The 17,633-nt window shown below is 67.2% G+C and carries 15 protein-coding genes; 9 read left to right on the forward strand and 6 right to left on the reverse strand.

Annotated elements, in window-relative coordinates; translation table 11 throughout:
• Positions 1-19: 19 nt before the first annotated feature.
• The 4 genes from AC1DS0_RS02030 to AC1DS0_RS02045 are packed head-to-tail and all read right to left on the reverse strand — an operon-like array spanning position 20 to position 3,351.
• A complete protein-coding gene (locus AC1DS0_RS02030; protein WP_476812719.1) occupies positions 20-1,210 on the reverse strand; it encodes an acyl-CoA dehydrogenase family protein in 1,191 nt (396 codons plus the stop codon).
• A 1-nt stretch (position 1,211) separates the two neighbouring features.
• On the reverse strand, positions 1,212-2,045 hold the full coding sequence (locus AC1DS0_RS02035) for an enoyl-CoA hydratase family protein (protein ID WP_476812720.1): 834 nt from the start codon (positions 2,043-2,045) through the stop codon (positions 1,212-1,214).
• Positions 2,042-2,587, reverse strand: coding sequence for a MarR family winged helix-turn-helix transcriptional regulator (locus AC1DS0_RS02040; protein WP_476812721.1), 546 nt, complete (start codon positions 2,585-2,587; stop codon positions 2,042-2,044). The genes AC1DS0_RS02035 and AC1DS0_RS02040 overlap by 4 nt, the downstream gene beginning before the upstream one ends.
• A gap of 2 nt (positions 2,588-2,589) precedes the next feature.
• Positions 2,590-3,351, reverse strand: a complete 762-nt coding sequence (locus tag AC1DS0_RS02045) for an SDR family NAD(P)-dependent oxidoreductase (RefSeq protein ID WP_476812722.1) — start codon at positions 3,349-3,351, stop codon at positions 2,590-2,592.
• A gap of 229 nt (positions 3,352-3,580) precedes the next feature.
• On the opposite strand from AC1DS0_RS02045, the gene AC1DS0_RS02050 reads away from it, so the two are divergent.
• From AC1DS0_RS02050 to AC1DS0_RS02070, 5 genes are all read left to right on the forward strand, one after another.
• Positions 3,581-5,932 (forward strand): bifunctional salicylyl-CoA 5-hydroxylase/oxidoreductase, encoded by a 2,352-nt coding sequence (locus AC1DS0_RS02050; RefSeq protein WP_476812723.1) that lies wholly within the window; start codon positions 3,581-3,583, stop codon positions 5,930-5,932.
• A 65-nt stretch (positions 5,933-5,997) separates the two neighbouring features.
• Positions 5,998-6,300, forward strand: coding sequence for a hypothetical protein (locus AC1DS0_RS02055; RefSeq protein ID WP_476812724.1), 303 nt, complete (start codon positions 5,998-6,000; stop codon positions 6,298-6,300).
• Positions 6,301-6,429: 129 nt separating this feature from the next.
• Positions 6,430-7,380, forward strand: a complete 951-nt coding sequence (locus tag AC1DS0_RS02060) for a ring-cleaving dioxygenase (RefSeq protein WP_476812725.1) — start codon at positions 6,430-6,432, stop codon at positions 7,378-7,380.
• 244 nt (positions 7,381-7,624) lie between these two features.
• On the forward strand, positions 7,625-8,746 hold the full coding sequence (locus tag AC1DS0_RS02065; RefSeq protein ID WP_476812726.1) for a DUF2778 domain-containing protein: 1,122 nt from the start codon (positions 7,625-7,627) through the stop codon (positions 8,744-8,746).
• A 51-nt stretch (positions 8,747-8,797) separates the two neighbouring features.
• Complete coding sequence (locus tag AC1DS0_RS02070) at positions 8,798-9,073, forward strand: hypothetical protein (protein WP_476812727.1); 276 nt, start codon at positions 8,798-8,800, stop codon at positions 9,071-9,073.
• Positions 9,074-9,177: 104 nt separating this feature from the next.
• On the opposite strand, the gene AC1DS0_RS02075 is transcribed toward AC1DS0_RS02070, so the two are convergent.
• A complete protein-coding gene (locus AC1DS0_RS02075; protein ID WP_476812728.1) occupies positions 9,178-11,265 on the reverse strand; it encodes a methyl-accepting chemotaxis protein in 2,088 nt (695 codons plus the stop codon).
• Positions 11,266-11,349: 84 nt separating this feature from the next.
• A complete protein-coding gene (topA, locus tag AC1DS0_RS02080; protein WP_476812729.1) occupies positions 11,350-14,010 on the reverse strand; it encodes a type I DNA topoisomerase in 2,661 nt (886 codons plus the stop codon).
• 212 nt (positions 14,011-14,222) lie between these two features.
• Between topA and panB the strand changes: the two genes are divergently transcribed.
• The 4 genes from panB to pyrC all read left to right on the forward strand — a co-directional run bounded on the left by panB (position 14,223) and on the right by pyrC (position 17,611).
• On the forward strand, positions 14,223-15,044 hold the full coding sequence (gene panB, locus AC1DS0_RS02085; protein ID WP_476812730.1) for a 3-methyl-2-oxobutanoate hydroxymethyltransferase: 822 nt from the start codon (positions 14,223-14,225) through the stop codon (positions 15,042-15,044).
• Positions 15,045-15,109: 65 nt separating this feature from the next.
• Complete coding sequence (locus AC1DS0_RS02090) at positions 15,110-16,054, forward strand: aspartate carbamoyltransferase catalytic subunit (protein WP_476812731.1); 945 nt, start codon at positions 15,110-15,112, stop codon at positions 16,052-16,054.
• Between the two features lie 5 nt (positions 16,055-16,059).
• Positions 16,060-16,302: a hypothetical protein gene (locus AC1DS0_RS02095; RefSeq protein WP_476812732.1), complete on the forward strand. Its 243-nt coding sequence runs from the start codon at positions 16,060-16,062 to the stop codon at positions 16,300-16,302.
• A complete protein-coding gene (gene pyrC, locus AC1DS0_RS02100) occupies positions 16,295-17,611 on the forward strand; it encodes a dihydroorotase (protein ID WP_476812733.1) in 1,317 nt (438 codons plus the stop codon). The genes AC1DS0_RS02095 and pyrC overlap by 8 nt, the downstream gene beginning before the upstream one ends.
• Positions 17,612-17,633: the final 22 nt, after the last annotated feature.

A 17,633-nucleotide genomic window follows, 5' to 3' on the forward strand; every position in this document is an offset into this window, starting at 1 on the left:
TTGCGGACGATGCTCGTGCCTACTTCAGCAGGTCGCGTGCGATCACGACCTTCTGCACTTCGCTGGCACCCTCGTAGATCCTGAGCGCCCTGATCTCGCGATAGAGTTCCTCGACCTTGACGCCGCGGGTGACCCCGAGCCCGCCATGGATTTGCACGGCGCGATCGATCACCTTCTGGGCGTTCTCGGTCGCGACCAGCTTGGCGAGCGCCGCCTCGCGCGTGACGCGGGCTGCGCCGCGATCCTTGGTCCAGGCGGCGCGGTAGACCAGCAAAGCGGCGGCGTCGACCTCGGTCGCGCTGTCGGCGATCGCAGCCTGCGAGAGCTGGAGGTCGCCCAGCGTGCCGCCGAAGAGCTTGCGGTTCTTCGCATGTGAAACCGTCTCGTGCAGCGCGCGGCGGGCGAAGCCGAGCGCGGCAGCGCCGACCGTCGAGCGGAAGATGTCGAGCGTCGCCATCGCAACCTTGAAGCCGTCGCCCGGCCCGCCGATGCGGTTTGCCGCGGGGATGCGGCAGCCATCGAAGCGCAGGGTCGCCAGCGGATGCGGCGCGATCACGTCGATGCGCTCGGTGATCGAGAGGCCGGGCGTATCGGCCTCGACCAGATAGGCAGAGAGGCCGCGCGCCCCCGGCGCTTCGCCGGAGCGGGCGAAGACGACGTAATGGTCGGCGATGCCGCCATTGGAGATCCAGGTCTTCTCGCCATCGATCCGGACATGGGTATTGCCGTCCGGCGTCGCGGTCGTCGCCAACGCGGCGACGTCGGAGCCGGCCTCTTTCTCGGAAAGGGCGAAGGCGGCGATCTTGTCGCCGCGCGCCACCGCCGGAAGAATGCGCGCCTTCATCTCGGGTGAGCCGGCGACGGTGATCGAGCCTGTACCCAGCCCCTGCATGGCGAAGGCGAAATCGGCGAGCCCGTCGCGGGCGGCGAGGATCTCGCGTGTGAGGCAGAGCGTGCGCACGTCGAGCGCGGCATGCAGTCCGCCATATTCGGCCGGCACGGCGGCCCTGAGGAAGCCGGCTTCGCCCAGCGCTTTCACCCGGGCCCGGCAGGCCTCGTCGACATCGTCATGGGGCAGGCCGGGCAGGGTGGCGTCGGCCCAGTCTGAGAGCCTCTCCGCGAAATCGCGGTGATGCGCCTCGAAGAAGGGCCAGTCGAGCGTGTCGCCAAGAATACCGACGCCAAGAATGCCTGTGCCGAGCGAAACCATCTCAGTTGCCCTCGAACACCGGCTTCCGCTTCTCGGCGAAGGCGTGATAGGCGCGGGAAAAGTCCTCGGTCTGCATGCACAGTGCCTGTGCCACCGCCTCCGCCTCGATCGCGGACTCGACCGACATCGCCCATTCCATTTCGAGCATGCGCTTGGTCATGGCGTTGGCGAAGGTCGGCCCGTCAGCGAGCTCGATCGCGAGCGCCTGCGCCTCGGCGAGCACGCTCTCGCGGGCGATGAGCCGGTTGAGGAAGCCCCAGCGCTCGGCCTCCTCGCCCCTGAGCACGCGGCCGGTATAGAGCAGCTCGGCGGCACGGCCCTGGCCGATGATGCGCGGCAGCATCGCGCAGGCGCCCATGTCGCAGCCGGCGAGGCCGACGCGGTTGAACAGGAAGGCGATCTTGGCCTCGGCCGTGCCGAGGCGCAGGTCCGAGGCCATTGCGATGATCGCGCCGGCGCCGGCGCAGATGCCATCGATCGCGGCGACGATGGGCTGCGGGCAGGCGCGCATCGTCTTGACCAACTCGCCGGTCATCCGGGTGAACTTGAGCAGGTCCTTGGTTTCCATCGCGACCAGCGGTCCGATGATCTCGAAGACGTCACCGCCCGAGGAGAAATTGCCGCCGGCGCCAGTCACGACGATCGCCTTGACTGCCTCCTCCTTCTGCGCCGCCAGGAAGAAATCGGTCAGCTCGCGATAGCTTTCGAACGTCAGCGGGTTCTTCTTCTCCGGCCGGTTCAGCGTCACGGTCGCGACCTTGCCGGCGACGGTGAGCTGGAAGTGCTGTGGCTTGAAGCCAGAGAGCGGCAGGGTGACGGGGTTTGCGCTGGTCATTCGGTGTCTCCCGCCGCGGGCGGCGCGCCGTTCTGGCGATTGCTGATGGCCTGGTGCAGCGAGGTCTTGACCCCACCGAGCAGGCGGAAGAGCTGGCCGATCTCGGCCGGCCCGAGGCCGGCGAAGAGCTCGGCGATCCAGTCCTCATGGCGCTCGGCCATCGCCTTGAAGGCGCGCCGGCCCTGCGCGGTCAGCGTCAGCACCTGGACGCGCCGGTCCTGCGCCGCCGGGCGCTTGTCGACCAGCCCGTCGGTGAGCAGGCCGGCGACGACGGCCGTGACGTTGCCGTTCGAGACCATCAGCCGCTGTGAGACCTCGCCGACGGTCATGCCGGTGGTCGATTTTTCGAGCTGCGCCATCAGGTCGAAGCGCGGCAGCGTCGTCTTGAATTCCTCGCGCAGGCGGGTGCGGATCTCGCTCTCGATCAGGGTCGAGCAGGTCAGCATCCGCAGCCAAAGCCTAAGCTCATCCTTGTGGTCGCCGGGGCGTTCGCTTGCTTTGGTCTCGCGATCGAGCAGGGGGGCGTTGGACGGGATCTCCATGGTCAGAACTCCCCGCCATTGATCAGGATGGATTGCCCGGTGATGCCGCGGCTTTGCGGGCCGCAGAGATTGAGGACGGCGGCCGCGACTTCCTCCGGCGTGATCAGCCGGTGCTGCGGATTGTCCTTGGTCAGCTCGGCCAGCGCCTCGTCGCGGCTCTTGCCGGTCTTGGCGGCGATCGTGGCCAGGCTGCCGGCGACCATGTCGGTGTCGGTATAGCCGGGGCAGACGGCGTTGACGGTAACGCCGCTGCGCGCCGTTTCCAGGGCGAGTGAACGCACGAGGCCGACGACCGCATGCTTGGCCGCGACATAGGCCGAGACATAAGCATAGCCGCGATGCCCCGCGGTCGAGGCGATCGCGATCAGCCGGCCGGAGCGACGCTGGGTCATGGCGGGCAGGGCCGGCCGGAAGCAATTGACGGTGCCGATCAGGTTGATCTCGACCATGCGCCGGAATAGCTGCGCATCGCTGCGCTGGAAGCTGGCGCTTTCGGCGGCGCCGGCATTGGCGACGACGATGTCGAAAGGCTGTTCCGCGGCGAGTCCTGTCATCGCCTCGCTCACGGCGCTCTCATTGGTCACATCGACGGAACGGGCGGCATCTGCCGCGCCGTCGAGCACAGCCTGTTGCAGGATGTCGTGATTGCGGCCGATGATCGAGACGCGGGCGCCGGCCTGGCGCAGGGTGGAGGCGATGGCGCGGCCGATGCCGCGTCCGCCGCCGCTCACCAGGGCATGCTGTCTCGCCAGAGCCGATGCCATGCCGTTCACTCCCTCTTGTCAGTCAATATATTTTAGGTCTGAAACATTTTGCAAGAGGGAGAGTGAGGTATGGGTATGAGTACAAATATCGTCGATATGACAATCGATTATACTGAGTTTGAGCTGGATTGGCCCGCCTGCATCAAGGTCGGTAATGCGGCCGATCAGTCAGGGCTTGAGCCAAAATTATTTTAGGTTTAAAATGATTTCGTGAGCTAGGGAGAGCGTCATGCGCATTGCGGTGGTGGGCGGCGGGCCGGCAGGTCTCTATTACGCGCTGCTGATGAAGCGGGACTGGCCGGCGCTCGACGTTACCGTCTTCGAGCGCAACCGCCCCGACGACACGTTCGGCTTCGGCGTCGTCTTCTCCGACCAGACGCTCGACCTGTTCAAGGCGGCCGACCTGCCGAGCTATGAGGCGATCGTCCGCAGCTTCGCCTATTGGGACGATATCGAGATCCATTTCAAAGGCACGGTGCGTCGCGTGCCCGGCAACGGCTTCTGCGGCTGCTCGCGCCGCACGCTCCTGACGCTGCTGCAGGAACGGGCGCGTCAGGTCTGCGTCAAGCTGGTCTTCTCGCAGGAGATCGAGGATGTCGCTGCGCTGAAGCGCGATTACGACCTCGTCGTCGCCGCCGACGGCATCAACAGCCGCATCCGCGAGGGCGACCGCGAGCGCTTCGCACCTGAGGTTGATCTCAGGCCGAACCGCTTCGTCTGGATGGGCTCGACCCGGCCCTTCGACGCCTTCACCTTCTTCTTCAAGCAGACGCAGCACGGCGTCTTCATCGCCCATTGCTACCAGTACGAGCCCGGGCAATCGACCTGGGTGTTGGAAACCGACCCCGAGACCTTCGCCCGCGCCGGGCTCGAGGACCTGGATGAGGCCGGCACGGCCGCTTTCCTCGAGCAGGTCTTCGCCGAGGAATTGCAGGGCCACCGGCTGATCACCAATCGCTCGCTCTGGCGGCAGTTCCCGATGATCCGCTGCAGCAACTGGGTGGTCGACAATGTCGTGCTGCTCGGCGACGCCAAGGCAACGGCGCATTTCTCGATCGGCTCCGGCACCAAGCTCGCCATGGAGGATTCGATCGCGCTGCACCGCGCCTTCCATCGGGCCGGGCTCGACGTCAAGGCGGCGCTCGCTGCCTTCGAGACCGGGCGGCGCGAGGAGGTCGAGAAGACCCAGCACGCCGCCGACGTCTCGCTGGTCTGGTTCGAGCAGCTCAAGCGCTTCTGGGATTTCGAGCCGCTGCGCTTCGCTTTTGGCCTGATGACCCGCTCCAAGGCGATCACCTACGACAACCTTGCCCTGCGCGCGCCAGACTTCGTCGCGGCGATCGACAGGCTGGTCGCCGACGATCTTGGCGCCGACCAGGCGACGCGCCGCGACGGCACGCCGGTGCCACCGGCCTTCCAGCCCTTCGCCCTGCGCGAGATGAAGGTGGCGAACCGCTTCGTTGTCTCGCCGATGTGCCAGTATTCGGCGCAGGATGGCCTGCCAGGCGACTGGCATCTGATGCATTACGGCGCGCGCGCCATTGGCGGGGCAGGGCTCGTCTTCACCGAGATGACCTGCGTCTCGGCCGATGCCCGCATCACCCCCGGCTGCACCGGCCTCTACAATGACGAACAGGAAGCCGGCTGGAAGCGCATCGTCGATTTCGTCCACGGCAACTCGGCCGCGAAGATCTGCCTCCAGCTCGGCCATGCCGGCCGCAAGGGCGCCAGCAAGCTGATGTGGGACGGGATGGACCGCCCGCTCGCGGAAGGCGCCTGGCCGATCGTCTCGGCCTCGCCCTTGCCGTATTATCCGGAGAGCCAGGTGCCGCGCGAAATGACCCGAGCCGACATGGACCGGGTCAAGGCCGACTTCGTCGCGTCAGCCAAGCGCGGCCTGCGCGCCGGCTTCGACATGCTCGAGCTGCACTGTGCCCACGGCTATCTGCTCGCGAGCTTCCTGTCGCCGCTGACCAATCAGCGCGCCGACGAGTACGGCGGCTCGCTCGAGAACCGCCTGCGCTTCCCGCTCGAAGCCTTCGCCGCGCTTCGCCAGGCCTGGCCGGCCGACAAGCCGATGTCGGTGCGCATCTCGGCGACAGACTGGCAGGAAGGCGGCATCAGCGCCGAGGATTCGGTCGCGATCTCTGAGGCCTTCGCTGGGGCCGGCTGCGACCTCGTCGATGTCTCGACCGGGCAGACCACGCCGCGGGCCCGACCGCTCTACGGCCGCATGTTCCAGACCTCCTTCGCCGACCGCATCCGCAACGAGGCCGGTGTCGCGACCATGTGCGTCGGCGCCATCACCACGGCCGACCAGGCCAATACGATCGTCGCCGCCGGTCGCGCCGATCTCGTCGCGCTGGGGCGCCCGCACCTCGCCGACCCCTCCTTCGTGCTCAGGGCTGCCGCCTGGTATGGGGCGGACGTCGCGCAGCCGGTGCAGTACCAGCCCGGCAAGGACCAGCTCATGCGCAACACGCCGCGCGAGCGCGAGGAACTCCAGGACCTCAAGCTCAAAGCCAAGCCGAGCCGGCATGGCGGCACACCGGCAACTCCGATCGCACGGGCGGCGGAGTAGCCGGAACCTTATCACGCCATGGCGGGTTGATCTCCGAACTCATTGATCAGCTTCGGAGATTCGCCATGATTGCCAGGCCGACGATGCTCGCCTTGCTGACGACGGTCGTGCTCATGGTAACCGCTGCTGCGCAGACACCGCAGACCAGCAAGACGCCCGACAACTCCGGCGTCGGCCCGACTACGACGCATCCGAGCCAGGTCGACAAGGGTCAGAACATGATCCTGCCTTCGGCGGGACAGGCCGGGCAGTCGGCCGCGCCGACCATGGTCTACGACTGCAAGAACAAGCCACAGGATTGCACCATGCCGCCGTCACCGGGTGACAAGAGCAGCATGCCCAAGCAATCGTCGCCGCCGACGAAATAAGCTGGCTCATTGCATTCATGCAATTTATGATTGGATGCGCGCCGTCTTTATGGCGCGGACGCAAGGACTATCTTGGTGGGCAACGCAAGCGCTTCGTCAGATGAAGCGCGCAACCAAGGGGTCCACATCATGCAGCTCACTGGCATCCACCACGTCACCGCCATCACCGCCCAGGCAGCGCAGAACCGGCGCTTCTATGTCGAGACGCTCGGCCTGCGCCTGGTCAAGAAGACGGTGAACCAGGACGACACGTCTGCCTATCACCTGTTCTACGCCGACGTCGCCGGCTCGCCCGGAACCGACCTGACCTTCTTCGATTGGCCGACGTCTCCCGCCCGGCGTGGCACCAACTCGATTACCCGCACCTCGCTCAGGGTCGCCAGCGAAGCTTCGCTCGACTTCTGGCGTGAGCGGCTGACGGCGGCCGGAGTCGCCGTCTCCGACACGCGCCTGCTCAATGGCCGCGCCATCATCGATTTCGAGGATCCGGAGGGTCAGCGCCTGACGCTCGTCGTCGATGGCGGCGCGATCCCCTTCGTCGCCTGGGAGAAGAGCCCGGTTCCGGCCGAGCATCAGATCCGCGGCCTCGGGCCGGTGACGATCTCGGTGCCGCAGATCGAGCGGACCGAGCTTGTCCTGACCAAGCTGCTGGGGCTGGAGCGGATAACGGACTATCGCGATGCGGCCCACGGCTCCGGCGACATCCATGTCTTCCGGATCGGCGAGGGCGGCCCGGCGGCCGAGCTCAATGTCGCGGTCGAGCCCGGTCTTGCTCCGGCTCGCGAAGGCGCCGGCGGCGTCCACCACCTGGCTCTGCGGACGCCGAGCTTCGGGGAGTACGACGCCTGGGCCGAGCGGCTGCGTGCCTCCGGCTATCCCAATAGCGGGCCGGTCGATCGCTTCTATTTCCGCTCGCTCTATCTGCGCGAGCCAAATGGGGTGCTGATCGAGATCGCCAGCGACGGGCCGGGCTTCGCCACCGACGAGCCCTTCGAGACCATGGGCGAGGGGCTTTCGCTGCCGCCTTTCCTGGAGTCGAAGCGGTCGGCGATCGAGGCAGGCCTGAAGCCTCTGGTCTGAGGAAATTCAGGCTATCGAAACGCGCTGCGGCCACGCCGGCCGCAGCGCGAACGGCATTTCGTAAAACTGTTTCGATTCATCGGGAATTAACCAGGTTCGCGCTCAATGCGGAGACGAGGTTGGGGCCTCCCGAGACTGACGAACAGGCCGCTGCGGTCTGCCCGGCGCAATCGAGCGCGATGGCGAGACGAGTAGGGCGCTGCGCCTCAGTGGGAAGCCTGCACGGTGTCCCGAGGCGTTGCGTATGCGTAGCTCGAACAAGTTTGCCGGTTATTCCTATAGCCTGAAGCGCCGGCGCGGCAGCCCCTTCATCCGCCTTGGCGTCCTCGTGGCCGTTGCCGCCAGCGCGATGGCGGGTGTGTCGGTCTGGTCTAGCAGGCAGGCCGAGCAGGCGACGGCCACGCTGCCGCCGGCCCAGAAGCACGCGCTGGCCCACGTGGCTCCTGCCCACAGCGCGACGCCGCTGCTCCGTCCCGGCTATGTCGTCGGCTATGTCGCTCAGTCGCTCGCAGACAGCGCGCCGCTCTCCGGTCGCTTCCAGTCGGCGCCGCAGGCTGTCGTGTTCGATCCGGAAACCACCGGCTCGATCGCGCCGTCCGAGCCGGTCGCTCCGAGCGTGGCGACGACCACGATCGCGATCCAGCCCGCGGTCGAAGCGCCGCGGATCGCCCTGATCGCGCCGCGTCCCGTGCCGCGCCCGTCCGACCTCAAGCTGCCGACGCCGCCCGAGCCGCGCGTCGCGGCGCGCGCGACCTCGCGCCAGGGCAAGGACGTCGTCGCCAAGGCCGAGCCTGCTCCCGACAACCGCTCCTTCTTCGAGAAGCTCTTCGGCGTGAATGCCAATGCGCCGCAGAGCTCCGGCGAACGTCTCGCCTATGCCGCGCCGCAGGACGACATCACCCAGCGCAGCGGCCGCGGCAGTGGCCTCACCGTCACTCCGGCGCCCATGCCTGTGCCCATGTCGTCGGCGACACCGGGGGCCAGCGGCAAGACCGCGGTCTACGACATCAGCGCCCGCGTGGTTCATCTGCCCAATGGCGAGCGGCTGGAGGCCAATTCCGGCCTCGGCGAGATGATGAACGACCTGCGCTTCGTCCATGTCCGTATGAAGGGGCCGACGCCGCCGCACGTCTACAATCTGACCGAGCGCGAGGCCCTGTTCCACGGCGTGCGCGCCATCCGCATGCATCCGGTCGGCGGTAGCGGCAAGATCTTCGGCCGCGCCGGCTTGCTGGTCCATAATTACCTGCTCGGCCCGCGTGGCGATTCAAACGGTTGCGTCTCGGTCAAGGACTACGACCGCTTCCTGCAGGCCTTCCTGCGCGGCGAGATCAAGCAGCTCGTTGTCGTGGGCGGGCGGAGCTGAAGCGCTGCCGCCTGCCTTGCGCCGTGAGGGCCCTGCTGCTCTGATCGGCGGATGACGAGACCGGCCAATCTTGTGACATGCCTGCTGGCGCTTGCCGCGCTGGCGCTCCCTCTGGCGGTGGCCGCTCCGGCCGCCGCCGAAGTGCGTTTCGGCAACAATGTCCGCATTGGCGGGCACGATGCCTCGAACCAGCGCTTCGATCGCCGGAATCGCGGCGTCTACCACATCTACGAAGGACGGCCGCGCAATCCCGGTTGCTCCTGGCGTTCGGATGGCAGAGGCGGGCGGGTCAAGGTCTGCCATCTGCAGCGCATCAGGCGGCGCTGACGAACGAAAAAGGGGCCAGCGTGCAGCTGGCCCCGACCATGTCCCGGTTCAAGCAGTGCGCGGGGGCCCCGGAGTTGCCGCGGCCCCGCGCCGAAGGTTCTGTTTCAGAACTCTTCCCAGCCCGCGTCACCGCCACGGGCATTGACGACCTTGCGGGCAGGGGCCGGCATGGGGGCGGGCACAGCACGTTCGCGGCGCGGTGCCGGCTTGTGCTGGGCAAAGGCGGCTTCCGCACGCTGCTGCAGCCGTCCGGGCTCCGAAGCATTGGCCGATACGAACGCAGCCGATTGTTGCGAGGCGGCGCCCGCGCTCTCACTGGTCCGGAAGCCGGAGACCAGCGCATTGAGCTCGCCGATCTTGCTCGACAGCGCGCCGGCCGAGGCAGCGCTCTGTTCGGCGAGCGCCGCGTTCGCCTGGGTCATTTCGTCCATATGGGCGACGGTCTGGCTCATCTCCTCGATGCCGTTGGCCTGTTCGCTCGAGGCGGCAGCGACCTCGGAGACGGTCGCCTGGACGCTCTGCGAGGCGGAGACGATGCGGGTCAGCGCGTCGCCGGCCTGGCGAACCAGCTTCACGCCCGCTTCGACCTCGGTGTTCGAGGAGGAGATCAGACCGGTGATGTCCTTGGCCGCCTCGCTCGAGCGCTGGGCGAGCGTGCGGACTTCCGAAGCGACGACCGCAAAGCCCTTGCCGGCATCGCCGGCGCGGGCCGCTTCGACCGCCGCATTGAGCGCCAGCAGATTGGTCTGGAAGGCGATGTCGTCGATCACGCGGGTGATGTCGGAGATCTTCTTCGAGGCCTGCTCGATGCGCTCCATTGCCGAGACCGCGTCGGTGACGATGTTGCCGCCGGCCTGTGCGACCTGCATGGCCTCGCCGGCCTGGCGCACCGCCTGCTGGGCGGCCTGGGCCGCGGCCTTGACCGAGGCAGCGAGCTCTTCGGTGGTCGCGGCGCTCTCCTCCAGCGAGGAGGCCTGCTCCTCGGTCCGCTTGGAGAGATCGTCCGCTCCCATATTGATCTCGCGCGCCGACAGGCCGACATCCGCCGACATGGTCTGGATCGTGCTGACGGTCGCCGACAGTCGTGACAACGTCTCGTTGATCGCATCCTTCAATTCGGCGAAGCGGCCGCGATAGGCCGTCGGCACCTGATGGGTCAGGTCGCCGGCGGCGAGCGCCTGCAGCACCGCGACGAACTCCGTGGTGGCGTTGTCGACCACCGCATTGATCTCGTTGATCCCGGCGACCAGCTTCTGCATCTGCTCGTCGCCATGATCGATCTGGAGCCGAGCCGAGAAATCGCCCGCGGCGGCTGCGGCGACGACCTCGCCGACATCCGACACGACCGAGGCCATCGCATCGGCCGAGTGGATGCGCGCGGCGGCGGCGGCGCGCTCCTGCTCCTGCAGCAGCGCGACCTGCTCGGTGCTCTGGCGCAGCACCGAGACTGCCCGGGCCATCTCGCCGATCTCGTCGCGGCGTTTGGTGTGGGGAACCTCGATCTGGGTCTCCCCGGCGGTCAGGCGGCTCATCGTGCCGCCGAGGTCGACGAGAGGACGGATGATCGAGCGCCGGGAGAAGACCAGCGCGCCGAAGATCGCGCCGCCGAGCACCACGATTAGCGCGACGGGCAGCCAGGTCCGCACCTGCCCCGAAAAGGCGCTCGAGGCTGCATCGACCTCGTTGGCGAGCGTCTCGTTGAAGCTGCTCAGCGAAGTGATCTCTTCCTGCAGCGTCGCGCGGTTCTTCTTGCTGGCGTCGCTGTTGCCCCAGGCTTCCGCCGCACGGGCCGAGATCTCGCGGACCATGCGCGTCGTCTCCAGCCTGATGGCGACGAATTCGGTGATCAGCGCGCTGATCTTCTCCATGCGCTCGCGTTCGGCCGGCGGGATGAGCTTGGCGAGATCCTTGCGGCGCTCCTCGACCCTGGCGAGGCCGCCCTCGACCGTCGTCGCGGCGATGCCGGCGAAATGCGGGTTGCGGGCGGTGTAGACGAGGTAGGAATCGGCGACGACGAGATTGACGGCGGCATTGAGCCGTTCGGCAGCGAGGGCGACGTGGTTCTGCTGTGACGAACGATCGTTCATCGCGTCGATGCGGGTCATCGCCAGCAAGGCGCAGCCGAGTGCAACCAAGGCGCCGGCCGCGACGATCGCGATCAGCCCCAGAATCTGGGTCCTGATGGATTTCATGATGTCCCCTCGCAGGCCGCTAGTTCGACTGCGGCGCTGCAAGGTAACGAGAGGCTTTGAATCTGGAGTTAACCGTGGCCGGCTTCAGCCCTCGGCGGCGCCGGCTTTCTTGGCCTTGGCACTCTTCGCCTTTGCCGGCGCCTTCTTGGCCGCCGCCGGCTTCTTGGCAGGTGCCTTCGCCTTGGCAGGTGCCTTCGTCTTGGCCTTGCCGCCGCCGCCAGCCGCGGCCTTGGCGTTGACCAGTTCGATCGCCTGCTCGGTGGTGATGCTCTCCTGCGCCATTGTTTTCGGCAGCGTGGCGTAGACCTTGCCCCAGGCGACGTAAGGCCCGTATTTGCCCGCCCTGACCTCCATCTTGCCGCCCTGCGGGTGCTCGCCGAGCTCACGTCCCGGCGTCGCCGCAGCATTGCCGAAACGGCGGCCGCCCGCACCGCTCTCCTTGGCGACGATCAGGTCGATCGCACGGTTGGCGCCGATCTCCAGGATGTCGTCTTCCTTGTCGATATTGGCGTAGGTCTTGCCGTGCTGGACGTAAGGGCCATAGCGGCCGATGCCGGCGAGGATCGGCTCGCCACTGGTCGGATGCTTCGCGACCTCGCGCGGTAGCGAGAGCAAGGCGAGCGCCTTCTCCAGCGTCAGCGAGCCGACGGTCTCGCCCTTCGGCAGGCTGGAGCGCTTCGGCTTCTCGCCCTCGCCAAGCTGGATATAGGGGCCGAAGCGGCCGTCGCGCGCAGTGACCTCGAGATCGCTGACTGGGTCCTTGCCGAGGATGCGGACGCCATTGACGGCCTGCCCGCCTTCGGCAGAGGCCTCACCCTCGGCGGCGGACGCCGTGAGCGGGCGGGTGAATCGGCATTCGGGATAGTTCGAGCAGCCGACGAAGGCGCCGAACTTGCCGAGCTTGAGCGAGAGCGTGCCGGTGCCGCAGACCTGGCAGCTGCGTGGGTCGCCGCCATCGGCACGTTGCGGGAAGACGTGCTGACCCAGAATACCGTTCAACGCTTCCAGAACGTCGCCGACGCGCAGTTCCTTGGTCTCGCCGATCGACTTGGTGAACTCGTCCCAGAATTCGCGCAGCAGGACCTTCCAGTCGACATCGCCGCTGGAGACCAGATCGAGCTTCTCCTCCAGGCTCGCCGTGAAGTCGAACTCGACATAGCGCTTGAAGAAGGACTCCAGGAATGCCGTGACCAGCATGCCCTTGTCCTCGGGCACGAGGCGCTTCTTCTCGATACGGACATATTCGCGGTCGCGCAGCGTCGCCAATGTCGCGGCATAGGTGGAAGGGCGCCCGATCCCGAGCTCTTCCATGCGCTTGACCAGGCTCGCTTCCGAGAAGCGCGGCGGCGGCTCGGTGAAGTGCTGGTCGGCGGCGATGGCGCGCTTCTCCAGCGGATCGCCGGCCTTCATCGGGGGCAGCTTCTTGGAGTCTTCGTCTTCCTCGTCGTCGCGGCTCTCCTGATAGAGCGTCAGGAAGCCGTCGAAGAGCACGACCTGACCGGTCGCGCGCAGTTCGAGCGCGCGGGCGCCGACCTGGGCGGCGATGTCGACCGTGGTGCGCTCCATCGAGGCCGATTCCATCTGGCTGGCGATGGTGCGCTTCCAGATCAGCTCGTAGAGCTTGGCCTGCTCCGGCTCGAGATGGCGCGAGACCATCGCCGGCAGACGGCCGAGATCGGTCGGGCGGATGGCCTCGTGTGCTTCCTGCGCGTTCTTGGCCTTGACCGTGTATTTGCGCGGGGCGTCCGGCACGTAGTTGTCGCCGAACTCCTTGCCGATGACCCGCCGCGCCGCCGTGATCGCCGAGACGTCCATGTCGACGCCGTCGGTACGCATATAGGTGATCAGGCCGACGGTCTCGCCGCCGATGTCGACGCCCTCATAGAGACGCTGTGCCACCTGCATGGTGCGGGCCGGGGCCATGCCGAGCTTGCGCGAGGCCTCCTGCTGCAGCGTCGAGGTCTGGAAAGGCGGCTGGGGGTGGCGCCTGACCGGCTTGGCCTCGACTTCGGCCACCGAGAACCTTGCGGTCTCCAGCGCGGCCTTGAAGGCCGCGGCCTCATCGCCTGTGCCGATGTCGAGCCGCGTGATCTTCTTGCCGTCAGCGCCGCTAAGGCGCGCGTCGAAGATTGCGCCGCTGGCGGTCGCGAGCGTCGCGATCAGCGACCAGTATTCGCGTGCCCGGAAGGCCTCGATCTCGCGCTCGCGGTCGCTGACCAGGCGCAGCGCGACCGATTGCACGCGGCCGGCCGAGCGGGCACCGGGAAGCTTGCGCCAGAGCACCGGCGAGAGGGTGAAGCCGACGAGATAGTCGAGGGCGCGGCGGGCGAGGTAGGCGTCGACCAGCGCCTGGTCGATCGGGCGCGGATTGGCCAGCGCCTTCTGCACCGCGTCTTTGGTCACGGCGTTGAAGGTGACGCGCTCGACCGGGATGCCCTTGATCGCCCGCTTCTGGTTCAGCGCCTCCAGCACGTGCCAGGAGATCGCCTCGCCCTCGCGATCCGGGTCGGTTGCGAGAATGACCTTTTCGGCGTTCTTGGCCGCCCGCGCGATCTCGGCGACCTGCTTGGCGCCGCGCCCCTCGGTCTCCCACAGCATGGCGAAGTCGTTCTCGGGATCGACCGAGCCGTCCTTCGCGGGGAGATCGCGAATGTGCCCGAACGAGGCGATGACCTCGTAATCAGGGCCCAGATACTTATTGATCGTCTTGGCCTTGGCCGGCGACTCGACGACGAGGAGCTTCATGACGCTTTCGATCTCATAGACAAGGGTAAGGCGGGCACTAGCGACCAGCCTCGCCGAACTTGGCGCGGGGCGCGTTGATAGCGGTTCGGGATTGCGCGCGAAAGTGGTTCACCCGGCCGGTCCTGTCAAACCCGATTCTGCTTTTCGAGGGCAGGGTGGTCAGGCTAGGTCACCAGCCGATGCCGTTTTGATGTATGTCATGGAGACCCAGCATGTCGTCGCAGAACCGGACAAGCCGGCTGACCTCGCTCGATATCCGGGGGCGCAAGGGCGGCGAACCGCTCGTCGCCCTGACCGCCTATACGGCGCCGATGGCGAAGATCGTCGACGAGGTCGCGGACATCGCCCTGGTCGGCGACTCACTCGGCATGGTCGTCTACGGCCTCGATAGCACCGTCCCGGTGACTCTGGAGATGATGAGCCTGCACGGCCAGGCGGTGACACGCGCCACGACACGTTCCCTCGTCGTGATCGACATGCCCTTCGGCAGTTATGAAGAGGGCCGCGAACAGGCCTTCCGTAACGCCGCCCGGCTGCTCAAGGAGACTGGCGCCGGGACCGTGAAGCTCGAAGGCGGCGCGAGGATGGCCGAGACGGTGCGCTTCCTCGTCGACCGCGGCGTGCCGGTGATGGGCCATGTCGGCCTGACGCCGCAGGCGGTCAACACGCTCGGTGGCTACAAGGCGCAGGGTCGCAGCAAGGCCGAGTGGCCGGCCCTCATCGCCGACGCCACGGCGATCGCCGATGCCGGAGCATTCTCCCTGGTGATCGAGGCGGTGGCCGAGCCGCTGGCGGTGGAGATCACCAAAAAGGTCGCGATTCCGACCATCGGGATCGGCGCCTCGGCGGCCTGCGACGGGCAGGTCCTCGTTCTCGACGACATGCTGGGCCTCACCGGCCGCGTGCCGAAATTCGTGAAGGCCTATGGCGATCTCGCAGCACAGGCCCGGGAGGCGGTGCGCGCCTACGCCGCCGAGGTGCACAGCCGCCAGTTCCCAGGTGAAGCACATGTCTACGCGTTGAAAGCGGAGTGACTCACTGAAGAACATGCACGCCGCCTTGCGCCGGCCACGACTCGCCCCTAAACAGCGGTCTTCAAATGACATCGACCGTACCGCTCTATCCGCACCGGCACCTCCTCGGGATCGAGGGGCTGTCCCATTTGGATATCGAGGCGCTGCTCGAGCGCGCCGAGACCTATGTCGCGCTCTCGCGCCAGATCGAGAAGAAGACGGCGACGCTGCGCGGCCGCACCCAGATCAACCTGTTCTTCGAACCGTCGACACGGACGCAGGCCTCGTTCGAGCTCGCGGGCAAGCGTCTGGGCGCCGATGTGATGAACATGTCGGTCGGCTCCTCCTCGGTGAAGAAGGGCGAGACGCTGATCGACACCGCCGCGACGCTGAACGCGATGCGGCCCGACATCCTGGTCGTGCGCCACCACGCCGCCGGCGCGGTCAATCTGCTCGCCCGCAAGGTCGACTGCTCGGTCGTCAACGCCGGCGACGGCGCCCATGAGCACCCGACGCAGGCCTTGCTCGACGCCCTGACGATCCGCCGCAACAAGGGCCGGATCGCCGGGCTGACCGTCGCGATCTGCGGCGACATCGTGCATTCGCGCGTCGCCCGCTCCAACATCATCCTGCTCAACGCCCTTGGCGCCAAGGTGCGTTTGATCGCGCCTTCGACCCTGCTGCCGACCGGTGTCGAGCGCATGGGCGTCGAGGTCTTCCGCGACATGAAGAAGGGGTTGGAGGGCGTCGACATCGTCATGATGCTGCGCCTGCAGCTCGAGCGCATGAACGGCGCCTTCGTTCCGTCCTCGAAGGAGTATTTCCGCTATTTCGGGCTCGACCGCGACAAGCTCTCGCTGGCCGCGCCGGATGCGCTCGTCATGCACCCCGGCCCGATGAACCGCGGCGTCGAGATCTCGTCCGAGGTGGCCGACGGCGCCCAGTCACTGATCCGCGAGCAGGTCGAGATGGGCGTTGCCGTGCGCATGGCGGTGCTCGATGCGCTTGCGCAGCATCTCCCGAATGGCTGAGCCGGATGGAGCTCTTCCTCGCCTGGCTGCTGCGACAGATGCACCGGGCTCGGATCGTCTTCGTCGGACTCTATCTCGTGGTCGTAGCCGGCTTCGTCTATGCCGAGCCGCGCTCCGCCTGGACCTGGCTGATCGCACTGCTCGGCGCGCTCCTCTGCATCGGCATCTGGGGGCTGGTCGGGTTCTGGCATTATGTCTTTACGCAGCGCCGCGAGCGCATGAACGGGGTCGAGCGTAGCGATGGCTGACAGCAGCGAGCAAAAGAGCGGCTGTGCGATCCTCGGTGCGCAGCTGGTCGATCCAGCCTCCGGCCGCGAGGGCGTTGGCAGCGTCCTGATCCGCGACGGCGTGATCGCCGATGTCCATTGGGGTGGCGACCGCCCGGAACTGCCGGCCGGAATCGCGGTCGAGGATGGCCAAGGCCTCGTGCTGGCGCCCGGTCTCGTCGACCTGCGCGCCTTCCTCGGCGAGCCCGGTGCCGAATTCCGCGAGACGCTCGGGACCGGCTCGCAAGCCGCCGCGGCCGGCGGCGTCACCACCGTGATCTGCCGCCCCGACACCGATCCGCCGATCGACGATCCCTCCGTCATCGATTTCATCAAGCGCCGTGCCCGCGACAAGGCGATCGTCAACGTCCTGCCGGCGGCAGCGCTGACCAAGCGGCTGGCCGGCAAGGAGATCACCGAGTTCGGCCTGCTGCTCGAGGCCGGCGCGGTCGCCTTCAGCGACGGCGCCTACGGCGTGCGCAATCCGCAGCTCATGCGCCGCGCCATGATCTACGCGCGCGATTTCGACGCGCTGCTGATGAACCATGTCGAGGATCCCGACCTGCGCGGCGTCGGCGTGATGAACGATGGCGAATTCGCCAGCCGCAAGGGCTTGCCGGGCATTCCGCACGAGGCCGAGACGGTGATGCTGGAGCGCGACCTGCGCCTCGCCCGGGCCAGCGGAGCCCGCTACCACGCCGCCATGATCTCCTGCTCGGATTCGCTCGATCTGATCCGCCGGGCCAAGGAGGATGGGCTTTCCGTCACCTGCGGCGTCTCGATCAACAATCTTTGCCTGAACGAGAACGACGTCGGCGAGTACCGCACCTTCTGCAAGGTCTCGCCGCCGCTGCGGCACGAAGACGAGCGGCTGGCGATGATCGAGGCGGTGGCCGAGGGCCTGGTCGACGTCATCGTCTCCGATCACGATCCGCAGGACGTCGAGACCAAGCGCCAGCCCTTCGCCGAGGCCGCCAATGGCGCGCTCGGCATCGAGACGCTGCTCCCGGCGGCGCTCAGGCTCTATCACGGCGAGCAGATCGGCCTTGCCTCGCTGTTCGCCGCCCTGTCGAGCCGGCCTGCCGAACTGCTGGGCTTGGGCTGCGGTCGACTGGTCGTTGGCGCACCGGCCGATCTCGCCTTGATCGACATCGACGCGCCCTTCGTCGTCGACAAGCGCAAGCTGAAATCCCGTGCCAAGAATTCGCCCTTCGACGAGGCGCGGCTGCAGGGGTTGGTGCAGGCGACCTGGGTCGGCGGCCGGGTAGTCTATCGCGGCGAACCCGCGTAAGCTTGGGCCGAGACGGGCAGGG

The sequence above is a fragment of the Allobosea sp. P4_H5 genome, from assembly GCF_056400825.1.